Source organism: Sessilibacter sp. MAH1 (assembly GCF_054658315.1).
In genome coordinates this window covers 73,841-86,253 of the sequence record NZ_BAAGIC010000009.1, presented here as the reverse complement: position 1 = coordinate 86,253, position 12,413 = coordinate 73,841, and the positions used below count along the sequence as shown (strand labels likewise).

The 12,413-nt window shown below is 42.4% G+C and carries 12 protein-coding genes and 1 pseudogene; 7 read left to right on the top strand and 6 right to left on the bottom strand.

The window, feature by feature from the left end; all coding sequences use genetic code 11:
• Positions 1–18: 18 nt before the first annotated feature.
• Positions 19–732, bottom strand: coding sequence for a Fe(II)-2OG oxygenase family protein (locus ACYQ28_RS10710; protein ID WP_460164707.1), 714 nt, complete (start codon positions 730–732; stop codon positions 19–21).
• Positions 733–1,251: 519 nt separating this feature from the next.
• Here ACYQ28_RS10710 and ACYQ28_RS10705 point away from each other — a divergent pair.
• From ACYQ28_RS10705 to ACYQ28_RS10695, 3 genes are all read left to right on the top strand, one after another.
• Positions 1,252–2,049, top strand: a complete 798-nt coding sequence (locus ACYQ28_RS10705; protein ID WP_460050053.1) for a hypothetical protein — start codon at positions 1,252–1,254, stop codon at positions 2,047–2,049.
• 9 nt (positions 2,050–2,058) lie between these two features.
• On the top strand, positions 2,059–3,219 hold the full coding sequence (locus tag ACYQ28_RS10700) for a hypothetical protein (protein WP_460050055.1): 1,161 nt from the start codon (positions 2,059–2,061) through the stop codon (positions 3,217–3,219).
• 85 nt (positions 3,220–3,304) lie between these two features.
• Positions 3,305–4,471 carry a hypothetical protein gene (locus ACYQ28_RS10695; protein ID WP_460050057.1) on the top strand — a complete coding sequence of 389 codons (1,167 nt, stop codon included), beginning with the start codon at positions 3,305–3,307 and terminating at the stop codon, positions 4,469–4,471.
• 97 nt (positions 4,472–4,568) lie between these two features.
• Here ACYQ28_RS10695 and tnpC read toward each other — a convergent pair whose 3' ends face one another.
• From tnpC to tnpA, 5 genes and pseudogenes are all read right to left on the bottom strand, one after another.
• Positions 4,569–5,516: an IS66 family transposase gene (gene tnpC / locus ACYQ28_RS10690; protein WP_460050059.1), complete on the bottom strand. Its 948-nt coding sequence runs from the start codon at positions 5,514–5,516 to the stop codon at positions 4,569–4,571.
• Positions 5,434–5,667, bottom strand: a pseudogene (locus tag ACYQ28_RS10685) (IS66 family transposase); the annotation flags it as partial. The gene tnpC and the pseudogene ACYQ28_RS10685, both read right to left, overlap by 83 nt.
• A complete protein-coding gene (locus ACYQ28_RS10680; protein ID WP_460050061.1) occupies positions 5,649–5,804 on the bottom strand; it encodes a hypothetical protein in 156 nt (51 codons plus the stop codon). The pseudogene ACYQ28_RS10685 and the gene ACYQ28_RS10680, both read right to left, overlap by 19 nt.
• Before the next feature lie 19 nt (positions 5,805–5,823).
• Positions 5,824–6,147, bottom strand: a complete 324-nt coding sequence (gene tnpB, locus ACYQ28_RS10675; protein ID WP_460164709.1) for an IS66 family insertion sequence element accessory protein TnpB — start codon at positions 6,145–6,147, stop codon at positions 5,824–5,826.
• 29 nt (positions 6,148–6,176) lie between these two features.
• Positions 6,177–6,473 (bottom strand): IS66 family insertion sequence element accessory protein TnpA, encoded by a 297-nt coding sequence (gene tnpA, locus ACYQ28_RS10670; protein ID WP_460050063.1) that lies wholly within the window; start codon positions 6,471–6,473, stop codon positions 6,177–6,179.
• 71 nt (positions 6,474–6,544) lie between these two features.
• On the opposite strand from tnpA, the gene ACYQ28_RS10665 reads away from it, so the two are divergent.
• The 4 genes from ACYQ28_RS10665 to ACYQ28_RS10650 are packed head-to-tail and all read left to right on the top strand — an operon-like array spanning position 6,545 to position 12,261.
• Entirely contained in the window at positions 6,545–6,844 is a 300-nt protein-coding gene (locus tag ACYQ28_RS10665) for a hypothetical protein (RefSeq protein WP_460050065.1), read from the top strand.
• Positions 6,845–6,861: 17 nt separating this feature from the next.
• Positions 6,862–7,779 (top strand): radical SAM protein, encoded by a 918-nt coding sequence (locus ACYQ28_RS10660; RefSeq protein ID WP_460050067.1) that lies wholly within the window; start codon positions 6,862–6,864, stop codon positions 7,777–7,779.
• Positions 7,763–8,146, top strand: coding sequence for a DUF6375 family protein (locus tag ACYQ28_RS10655; protein ID WP_460050069.1), 384 nt, complete (start codon positions 7,763–7,765; stop codon positions 8,144–8,146). The genes ACYQ28_RS10660 and ACYQ28_RS10655 overlap by 17 nt, the downstream gene beginning before the upstream one ends.
• 11 nt (positions 8,147–8,157) lie before the next feature.
• The gene (locus ACYQ28_RS10650; protein WP_460050071.1) at positions 8,158–12,261 is read left to right on the top strand and encodes an NACHT domain-containing protein; all 4,104 of its coding nucleotides are present in this window, start codon (positions 8,158–8,160) and stop codon (positions 12,259–12,261) included.
• Positions 12,262–12,413: the final 152 nt, after the last annotated feature.

The following is a 12,413-nucleotide window of genomic DNA, read 5'->3' as shown; positions in this document are numbered from 1 at the left end:
AAGTTACTATCAGAAAATCTAAGAATTTTGGTAGGCTAACATTGCAGGATCCAATTTCGAAAAATCGATATCGAACACTCGCTCTGCGGACTGATTAAACAGCCTAAAACCATCAAGCCGACTCCCAACAAACACACGCTGGACCCATCGTTGAGTTCGTTCGTATTCATCAAATACCGGAGTAAACTCCGATCGGCCATGTAGTGCTCGACCGTTATGTAGAGCCACCATTGTACCGGGAACAACCTTTAGACCTACTGCAACAGCAGTGACCGCCTCTTTCAATTCCGCAAGTGCCTCTTCAGCCTCCACATTCGCAGGGCGCATCATGTCACCATAGAAAGCAGCAACAATCTCCTCCCGTCCGAATGGCCCAATGACAACTGGTACCGGTCCAATTACGTTTGCATCAGCCTGATCGTTTCTTTGGCGAATAGGTAACGCCAAATAGAAACTAGAGGATCGCAGCGTTCTCATAGCTCTATCACTCACCAAACAGCAAGCTCTTGAGCTTATCGCCACCATTGTCTCTGGGCCACCGAACTTTTGTGCGCTCACTCCTGCCAACAATAACGCCTTCGGAGATAAATCGTATCCTGTAATCGCAAAGCGAAGTGCAGCATTTTCATAATGAAGCCCCAATTCCAGCTTCGAACCGTTTCCCGTAAGCTTCTCCATATCTTGGCGAGATGCAATGAGGTCGTTGACTAGCCGATGTCCCTCCTTCCGCACTCCATATGGCTCGCCGAAATATTGAGCGAACGCTAGAAGGCAATGTTCACTCAAGGAGCTGCCTTTAGCCTCACTAGCCTCAAATCCCGGTACTGGGGACCAATCAACCGCTTCGTAAGGCAAATTGTAGAAAACTGTAACACCTTCACCAGTGTCCCCGCTGGCTATGTCTTTCAACAATCGTTCGTCTCCAGAAGAGAAAAGGTCGTGACAGGTTTTGGATAAACGGGATAATCGTATGTTTACATCCCCGGATAAATATCCGTCATATGACAGAAGCTCACCTAAACCATCTCGAAGTGTATTACTGAGCTCAACGTACTCAACACCTTGAGTATCGATATCTCTCTTTAGTGCGGGAGCTCTTGATTGTTTAGTAACAAAAGTCGATCTAGTATGCATGACAGTACCTCGTTTCGTCTGAGTATGCTTGATTGAACGAGGCCAGTATCGAGTTATTGGGGTTAACCCAGTAGGTACAAAAAATCGCGAAAATCGTGACTACTGGAGGATCACGGCTTGGAAACTCCATATCTGAAATTTATTGTTGGACTGATTAGGATTAGCACGAACTATGACACTAATCAGAAGATTGCCCTGGAACTTGGCATCACAGAAGCGACTCTACGTGGCTATTGGAATCTGGACAAAGTTATGGTACCGAGTGTACCAGATCGAAACCTCAAGGCATTTCAAGAATTCTTTGGACGCATAATTAGTTTTGAAGTGACCGAAGAATTAACTAGACAATTACTGCAAGGGACACCCATAAACTTTCACAATGCCCTTTGTCCGATATCCGGAAAGTCTTGGCGTCGATTTATTTCTGATAGTCGCGCTTTGCAGCCACTTCAAGTAACAGTAGTGCCACTTCCCAAAAGCTTAAAATTTGGCGATATTGATCAGCCACCGCCTTTTAAGCCTGATGCGGTTGTGAAGATGTTCCAGCAGTTTTCATTGTCTGCGGCAATGAAATGGAACGGTGAATGTGTGTTGATAGCGGAATACAAAGGCGAGTGGCATTTGTTCGACCTGTTTGGCGACGGGAATAGGGTCTACGACGTCAGCCCTCCAACAATTCATCTTCCACCGTTAAAGGATGGTGAATTGGAATATCTATCTGAAAAAACCTTTTCTGGAGTCTACAGGTATTACATCATAGCCTGTCGCAATAAGTTATCATCAGTACTAAGAGAAAAACTTCACTGCGCTAATCCACCGTCGCAGGATGTTTTGGACTTTCTTGGGGCTCAATTTCTAGCAATAAAAGCGGGTGAATGTCAGGTGTTTGGAGCATCTATTTTAGTTGAAAGGTAATAGATTCAAGTGACGGCAACAATTAAAGGAATATATGGCTATGGACTAGATATCTCTACGTTAGATGAGGCTGTTCAGGAGTTATATCTTCTGGCTCAAGATATGTTTCAAGGGGCATTCAGTGCGGCTCGGATAAAACAAAATGGTGGAGAAACCCTATACCCACACATTCTTGAGTTTCCCCTCGATCCAGAGTTTAACGCAGCTTCAAAAGAATTGCCTAATGGCGGTTGCGCCATCGCTATTAACGCCTCCGTTCCCTATCTTATCTTCGCAGCGTGCTTTATATACTCAACCAGCATTGATGTACTGACGGGCCTTCCCAAGCTGACTAATAACAAATTACCCCGCTATGAAATTCAATATGAATTGATCAGGACCCTGAAAAGATTGCCAACAAGCGGTGAAGGTTATTCAGTACTCTTTGAGAAATTGATCGCTCACAAAGATTATCAAAGTGCCAACCTTAACTATTCAATTTTTTTATACGCAATATCTATTCGCTTTGTCTTAATGCACGAAATCATGCACGTAGTTTTGGGCCATACGTCGTACCTTCAAAACGAGCTGGGACTGAGAGAATACATAGAGTTCTCATCGTCTGACAGAATGTCGCACGACCCAGAATTTTTTCATTGCTTGGAGTTTTTAGCGGATCGCCATGCTATCCGTGGAATTGCAGAAAAAATGATATCTCGAGACCCAAGATATCAAGTTGGAGCGGAACAAGAGCTTATAAGAAACGCTACAGTCTCGAGAGATTCATATGTTCTGAGGGCAGTTATGACTGCACCAACATTACTCTTTCATTTATTTCCATATAAAGACGGGTTACTGGAGAAGCCAATAACTACACATCCAATACCCTATATTAGAGCTCAATGGATATGTATGGAACTGGGACATGAATTCCAATCATCAAATATGTTTGAAGCAGATATATTGACCCCAATGGCATACACAGTCGCAAATTTATCGAGCAATTTTCGCTGTCCCGGTAACTGGGCCAACGCTACACAAATGGATGCTGAATCGAGCAAGAACGGTAAACTACAAATTTCAGATATTGCTTATGAACGAATACTCCAGTTAAGCGGAAAATGGAGCTCACATATATACAAAGAATATGGACCAAAATTTCGATCCAATGAAGGAGAGTTGATTCCTTAAGTGTGAATAATAGCGAAAATGTACATTAAGAGAGTCGACGACTCTATATATCACCCTCGTATTACATCCTGTGGGACTCAATACTATGTCTGCAACGCTAACCAATGCCCTTACGTCTGAACATAGCTCCAATCGAGCGCAGATAGCGTTCACAGATTTTTTCCAACAAGCTGAATTATCCATTTTTAACTATTCATCAATGGACCACAATCTCCAAGCACTCTACGAAATACCACAAAGAACAAGTTATTTACTTTTGCGGGAGTTTTGTCTAAAAGTCAATCGTCCGGAGTTGATCGAGCTTTGCGTAGTTGACTACCTTGATGACCATGAGGTACAAGCCTATGCAGCCAGCGATAAAGGATTTCATCACATAGGTGTTGCCTATTCGTTACCTATTTTATTACAAGCACTTTTCCAGCAACTGCTTAAAAACACGAACCCTTTCAGTTCAAATGAACCGGAGGATGTTCCGGCGCAATTTTTTCCCGAAGCATTAAAACGAGCCACCAATATCCAAGAGCGCCATCAAGACATCGAGCAACTACTGATCAATACTATGCCAGAAACTAAGTGGCAAAAGCTGATGTCAACTAAACTGGCAGAGCTCGCGGTCCTTTTCTGCTTCGCGCACGAGATTTCCCACATCGTTTGGGGACATAGCGCTCTATCTTGCAAACGCGGGCTGCTGGGAGTAGCCGAGTTTGCCGGCCGTAAAGAAAGCGAAACTAAGTCCAAGAAGGTCAGCTACAGACTACATCAAGCCTGGGAATTACAAGCCGACAGGACCGCTATGGCTTTTCTTTTCTCCTATGTAAATAATAATGTCGCCTACAAGAAGCGCTTACTAGGTGCCCTGAAATGCCACTCTGGTGACAATCCGACTGAACAGTTAATGGCAAGAGTTACCTATGCAGTTAGCTTTGTCTTTTTCTTATTTGGGCAGCGCCAATCGTCGGTAAATTCTAGAACAACCCATCCTTCATCTCTTACTCGCCAAACCTATGTTATGGCACATATTGTCACTTTGCTATTGCATACGGACCCGACCAGCAACGAAGATCGGGTCACACAAGTAATACAGACAGCCGCATTACGAGCTGAAAAAGCCTGGAATCGCCTTGGATTTAATTTCGGTAGCTATAGTTCAGATATGGATGACTTGCCGACCGTAGTGCGCCACCTTTCACGGTATGATTCGTTATCAAAACACTTTCTTGGGCATTATCAGTGGGCTGACTTTATCCGATAATGTGATTGACGCGTTTATGTTCCAAAAGAACACAATGACGACACTAAGTATTCTTTATCATACGTAAATTAAGAGTAAACGCCAATCCAACCACGTCCTAGATTAATTGCACGTTCCAAGGTAATAATTTCTCAATATCTTCAACGCTTTGTGCATTAGGCAACCCTTTAAATATCAACGTTAAATAATCGTAAATATTTAAATGATTGGCTTTCGCCGTTTCAATGACACTGTACAGGTTAGCACTGGCCTTAGCGCCTGCCTGACTTTTGCTAAATAGCCAGTTCTTCCGTCCAATCGTGAAGGGGCGAATGGCTCGTTCAGCGGCGTTGTTGTCGATGGGGTAATGGCCGTCTTCAACATAACCGACCAAACGATCCCATTGGTTGTGTAAATAGATTAACGCCTTACCCAACGTAGATTCACGCATGACCGTGGCCAGACTTTTGTCTTTCCAGGCTTTGAGTTTTTCGATGATTGGAACCGCCTCTTGCTGGCGGATCCGATAACGTTCATCGGGTGGTTGGTCTTTGATTCGCTTTTCTATGGCATACAGCTTTTGAATAAAGCTAATCGCTTGATCGGCTTTTCCGGTTTTCTTCTGTAGCTTCTGTGCCTCAACAAATTTTCGTCGTGCATGGGCCATACAACCCAAGCGTTTTATTGAGTAGGTATCACAGGCTTTTTGATAGGCTTCGTAGCCATCAACCATCAGTGTTTTACTGGTGCTGTTGAGTAATTCTAACGGCAAAGTTTGTGATCGGTTGTCTCGATAATGATAAACACACGCAGGACGTGACCCAAAGGTGGCCATTAACCATAAATAACTTTTGCTTTGCGCCGGTTTACCAGGCTCGTCGAGGACTTGCAGCGTAGTTTGTTCACCCCCGTCCCTGGGGTTCACCGCTGCGCGGACAACTGAAGCGGATGACTTTGATCTGAGCTGGCACAATATCCAATTGTTCGTGATCGTCGCTGCCGATGACTTTGAGTTCTGTACCGTCTTTAGGACAGACTTTCTCCGTCTCAGAAATATCGTGAACAATCTCTTCGCGTGGATAGTGTTCGGGAATGCTAACGCGAGGGCGCGCCTTGCGTTCGTGGCTTTTTACGGTAGTAGTTTTAGAGTTTTCGGATTCTTCTTCGCTAACTAATTCTTCCGCTTCATTAAATAAACCTAATTGATCAGGTGATATTTTTCAGAAGAAGGCTTGTATCGTTGATTTAGAAGTTGTTTGATTTTTTCTTTGAGCGCGGCATTGACGGACTTTTCCTGAGCCAGTTGCTCACGTAAAAGATTGATTTCCTTTTGTAAATCCGCCGTATTTTCCATGGCGATATTATACTGAAAATCACACCACATCTCGATAAAAAATCGGTGCATGCGGATGTATTTTTGTCAGGTCAAACCCACGTAACAACCAACACCACTGCTCATGGGTGAGAGAAATAATGTCCGAGTTTTGTTGTTTCGGCCATTTAAACCGATCCTGCTCTAACCGCTTCTGCCACAGCGCAAAACCGGTGACATCCCAATACAACACCTTAATCTGACGATGAGTTTTATTGCAGAACACAAACAAACTGGGTTCGGTGATCGGAAACTGCAAAGCCTCAACGACAATCACCGACAAACCATTAATGGAATTACAGAAATCCACTGGCGCTCTGTGCAGGTAAATGGGAATATCATTACGTCACTCGATCATGCCAATGACCGAATCAATTGTGCCAAATAATCGGGCGTGATTGACGGTGCCAATTTTATTATGACCGAACCCACAGAGAGTTCTATTGGGGCATCCACTGTCGCAGACGAAGCAACGACTACGGGTGAAAATACCGCTTGGTCGTTAACTTTCTCAAGCTTTAATTTACTGCGTTTAAGACTGAAATATTTAGGGTTCAGGTTGTGTGATTTACAGAATGCGGTTTGTGTGAGCTGGCTGTTTTCAAATTCTTCAATGAGCGATTGCCATTGCTGACGAGAGCGTTGAGCCATGGGTAACCTCCAAGATTAATTGGTTTGAGAGGTTAGCTTCTTTATTGCGGGCTGTGTAAAGTGTGGTTGGTTTGGCGCTTACTCTGATCGAATCAGCTGCGCTGGATGTTCACGCCTATACCATCTTGGTTAATAACCGAAAGTACGGTGATAGCAGAGTCCGCTCGCCAGCGAAAGAGTCTTTCTTGCGGGATATTGCTCGTTTACGGGGTGGTGACAATGACTTTGTAGTAGCTGCCACGCTGGATATTTCCACACTCAGAGTTTTCCAGAGCCGAGCAAAACGCTGGCCAGAGGATGGCGACAAATTTAAGCCAGTGCCTGAAGGTTTCAGGTTGTTGGGCGACAGGAAAAAACTACCGCCGAAGTAATCACATATGGATTTTAGATGTCAAAAGTAAGATTAGGGCCCGATGGTGTACACATTTTTGATCGAGATTCAGGCAGTAATGTCCTGTTAGACGAGATTGTTCCACCAAGAGACCGTTGGACTTTTAGTCCAAGGCAAGTTTCGATCGCATTAACTAATGCTTGTGATCTCGAGTGTACCCACTGCTATGCCGCGAAAACGCCGGCAACGTTGAGCTTCGAATCTCTAAAACAGTGGATGCTTGAGCTGGATAGCGCAGGCTGTTTTGGAGTTGGTTTTGGTGGGGGAGAGCCAATGCTCTACCCAAAAATTCGAGAGCTTTGCCAGTTTGGAAGAGCCAATACTAATCTCGCGATAACAATGACGTCACATGGTCATAGGCTTAGTGCCTCGTTAGTAGATTCACTTAAATCATCGATTAATTTCCTCAGAATAAGTATGGACGGCGTTCACCGTAATTATGAAAATATAAGGGGTCGCCCTTTTCCTACATTGCTCGAAAAACTAAGACTGATCAAAGGGGAGATTCCTTTTGGAATTAACTATGTTGTCAATGAGATAACTGTTGATGATTTAACAAAGGCTGCGGAGATTGCAGAAGAGTTTCAAGCTAGAGAGTTCCTGCTTCTCCCGGAGGAGGCTCATGGTCGAGGGAGTGTGGTTGCGGAAAAAACACTCAATACACTTTCGAATTGGGTCGATTCTTATAGAGGCAGCTTGCAGCTATCGATAAGCTCTTTGCATTCTGAGCTAATAAGGCACGAACCTCCGTTACCAAACGAAGTAGAAGAAATTGCATTTGCGCACATTGATGCCAATGGCATCTTGAAGAGATGCTCTTTTGATTTTTCTGGGCAGTTAATAGATGACGAAGGTGTAATTAGTGCATTTAAAAAATTAGTCAATCGGAGGGGGCGGCATGAAAATTTGGAATAGCTATGGGGCTGAGCATTCTTTAAATCTAGTAATTATTGGGCTTTTTAAGGAAGAGCATGAAGCTGAGGAGTTTGAAACCCTTACTAACAAAGTAACAAGCTTTCTGCACGAAAACTCGGAGTTTGATGTAGAGGCCGATAGATTTGATAAAAAAACTCTCGCTTTTCTTGGTAAAGAAAACCTCTTTTCACTGAGTCCGCAGCAGCTAGGGCATCTACTATATGATGTCCATCTTACTCGTGATGGCAACGAGGTTCGAATTAGCTCAGATGACGATGTGAACGCATTTATCAGTCTACTGATTCATAAAGGGGCAAAAGTAGAAGTTTTTTCGGCTCATGAATACCCAGAAAACGAGAGAGATTAAGGTTTTGTCATATGCTTGATTGGAGCCGTTTTCAAGATTTGCCTGGTGCTGATACGGATAACTTTGAAAAACTATGTCGGGGAGTGGTTAGGCGAAATTTTGGCAGTTTAGGGTCGCTGCGTGAATTGAAGAATCAGCCTGGAGTAGAATTCTTTATAACTCTAAACGGCGACCACCCACGGATAGGAAAAAAAGGTGAGACCGTTGGTTGGCAGAATAAATGGTTCACTTACAAGGCAAATGGAGAGCTGACAAGTTCGGCGAAACAGCAAATTCTACATTCTTTAAATAAAACCAAGGAACACGTATCTCAAGTTAACCATTGGTTTTTGTGGACTCACAAAACCCTAGCCAAATGTGATCAAGATTGGTTTAGTGAGCTCCAACAAAGCTATGACTTTATTTTGCATCTTTGGAATCAAGATGACTTGGATGATTTATTATCCGGTCCCGCGTTGGATTTGCGGAACTCATATTTTGGTGAGTTAGCACTGACTGGTGAAATGTTATCTGACCAGCATGAGCGATCAATAGCGCCTATAAGAAGCCGCTGGCTTCACGAAGTTCATCAAAGAATGGACGCTGAGCTCCAAATAAGAAAAGTGTTGGGAGAAAATGAAGCTTGGGGCTCGTTTAGAAGCATTGCTAAGAATCTAGAGGAGGCCTCTGATGAAATCAAGTCTAGTCTTGATAATCAAATGTACGAGCGTTGGCGAGATGAGTTAAGAATATTTCATGAATGTTGCGCTAACTTGATCCTGAGCTGCAAGATATTTGATAACGATATTTGTGGCGATGATATTCAAGATGTAATGTCCATGATTGACGAAGCTAGTTCAAGCTCAAGGTTGGGCGTTCACAAAACCTTAATTCAACTTCGTTCAAGCAATCTACCATTATCTTTGACGTTAACTAATGCCTTGGCTTACATAAAAGACGTAAAAGATTTGTTTAAATCTGCTATTGAGTTGCTTTCACAGCAGTTGATCGCCGTTGTGGCAGATGCCGGAGGCGGGAAAACTCAATTAAGTGTTGAACTAACCGCGCCAACTCCAAATAGACCAGCTGGAATTTTTATTCTAGGACGAAGCCTTAGAAAGGGTATGACGCTCGATGACATCGCAAATAACTTTGTTTTTTACCAGAAGCAGGTTAATAATTTTGAAGCATTAGTGTCAGCAGTAAACTCGGTTGGAGAAAGGGTAAATAGACGGATTCCAGTTGTTATTGACGGGCTAAACGAAGCGCAAGATCCTAGGGAGTGGAAGGATTTGTTGGAGTCTGCGCTTCCCGTTATTAAAAAATACCCAAATGTGGTAATGGTGTGTACATTAAGGACATCAGAAAAAACCTCTAAGCGGAATTATGGTGGAGCTGTCAGAAAAAAGGGGAATAATGATAGAGAAAGTAATGCGCATCAGTCTTTACCTGAGTCGACTTACGAAATTCTGTCCCAAGGTTATGGTGAGGGTTTAACATTTAAAGCGATAAGTGACTATTTCAAGCTTTATAAAATTAAGGCAGATCCAGTCAGCGCGCCATTGAGGTTTTTTTCTCACCCGTTGAATCTCAAGATATTTTGTGAGGTTACGAATCGAAAAGCACAAAGTGAAGTTAGAGTTTCGCATTTTCCTTCATCTATCTATAGCCTCTTCAGAGAGCAGATGAATCATACAGCAAGCTCAATCGCCAGCTTTACAAACCTTTCTCAAAAATATCAGTTTGAAGATGTCAAAAAAGCAATCTACTTTCTGGGTCAGTGTGGTTGGCAGCAAAATTCTAGATCCATATCAGAAGAAGAGTTTAGGAATAGATTTAATCACCAAGTGAACGACTGGGATTCGGATATCGTTAATCTTTTGGCGCAAGAAGGAATTGTTTTCAGAGATGAAGGTCAAGAAAAATATACTTATGAATTAACGCCTGTCTATGATCGATTGGGCGGGTTTATTATTGCTGAGTATCTTTTAGATAAAAACTCAGGAATACAATTAGATAAGTGGATCTCTGAATCAGAGATTATTGATAAATTATTTGGAGATGTGTCAAACCAACATCCTCTCTCTCAGGATATTCTTCACGCGCTAGTTGTATTGATACCGAAAACACTATTTCAACAACAACTATGGAAAGCTCTTCCCGAAGATTATCAACCCATTGCCTTAGCACTTACACCTTTAATTGATTCTGGTGATATCTGTTCTGAAACATTGGATAGTTACAAGTCCCTAATAACCGATAATGGACTATCAATAAAAGATATTGAACAGTTATTGGCTTTGAGGTATGCGTTAGAACACCCACTAAATGCAGAGTTTTTCAATGAAATATTGCTGGACTTATCTGTCGATGAAAGAGACCTTTCTTGGACTGAATATATTCGAAATCATAATGAGGAAATTGTTAGTGCAATTAACGAGCATTTAAAAAGTATAAAGTCTGGGGCCAAATTTAACCCCGAAACCATACGCCTAAGGATGATTTTTTTATCTTGGCATCTGACATCGACAGTGATCGACTTGAGAAATCGTGTTACGGAATTGTTGTACTACTTAGGTCTACAGGAGCCTAGTGCATTATTCTCGTTAACTATCGAGTTGTTAGGTGTAAATGATCCTTATGTTTCGGAGCGGCTGTTGGCTTCTGGTTATGCGCTTTCGACAGTTCTTATCAATTCATGTGACCACAAGGAAGCGGTCCTTGACTACGCGAGAAGTCTGTTGCAGCAAATATTTGCTAACGGTGCTTCTCACGCAACGACACATTTATTAGCAAGAGAATATGCTAGTTGCACTATAAAACTAGTTGCGTTCCGTCACTTAGATAGCATTCAAGACCTAGATCTGAATGTCGTCTGCCACCCCTTTCCGGAGATACCAAGACGAAAGTGGGGATGTGTTGACGTTAGTAAGGAGGAATACTCCCGTTATAATTCTCCTTTAGGAATGGATTTTGAGAATTACACAATCGGGCATCTTATTAAAGACCGCGGAAACTATGATTATTCTCATCAAGGATATAATACTGCAAGGGGAAATATTCTATGGAGAATAAATGATCTTGGGTGGTCTTATGAAAAATTTGAAAAAACTGAAGGGCTAATCGAATCTCAGCGGTATAGATACTCGCGCACTAATCGATCGCCAGTTGAACGGTATGGGAAAAAATATTCGTGGATTGCGTATTATGAGCTAGCTGGACAGCTCAGCGATGAAAGTAAGTTGGAATACTACGACGAAGAGCGATTCGCTACTGATATAGATCCATTTTTTCCTGAAGTTGTCGAAAAACAGGAAGTTCATACCAATGAATTTCTCTTGGATGAATCTGTGGCGACAAAAGAATGGATTTTGGATGCCGCTCTTCCGGATTTGGCTGGAATTCTAGAAGTTCATCAAGATGGAAGCGATTGGATTCTTTTGCATGGGTATGTTTCTGAGCAGTCTAAAAAGTTAGACCGAAATTTCTATTGCGCTATAGATACAGCGTTTATTTCAAATCAACTTTTTGGCCAGCTTCAAGAGTACGTTGCTGACAAGAAAAATGTAGTTTGGCCACATAGATATAGTAGCTCTTGGGTTTACTCCGGTGAGTTATATTGTGATGTGTTGAATGAGTTCGACGGAGAAGCTGAGCTTCGAGTTCAGTTAGGCACTGAAATCAAAACGTATGAACAAGCTGAGGTAGTTCTTAATGATGAAATATTTATAAAAGGTGGCTTTTTTGAGCGCGAAGTTCCAATTGAGAGCAACTTGAACATCCTTTCAGCGGTCTTTAACTATTACTGGAAAAACTCCGGTAGTTCGACGGATAGTGTTAACCGACAGGCGCTGACACCCCGTGTCGTAAAAGAACTAGAGCTTGGATTCAATCCTTCACAATTTGTCTATCTTGATAAAAATGGTGAAAAAGCGGTACTAAATATCAACTTGCAAGGTGATACACACAGTAATTACCGTGACCTCATATATCTTAGAAAGGACTTGCTCGAAGAATTGGGTAAAAAGTTGGATGTGAAGCTTATTAAACATGTAGCTGGTGAAAAAAGGTACGCTAGGACCGAAAGCATCTCAGGAAAGGATTCGTATCGCCAATTTGAGATAATCAGTTTCTGATTCAAGCCAATCAAAGGCTGGTTATTATTTGATCGCCGCGCCGTGCGAAGCGTTTCAGGGTATATTTTTATAAACTTATGGTAAAAATAGACTTATAAACTTGTGGTTAAATTAAGCTCTGACGTGCCAAAAAAGGCGGCATGTTTATCATT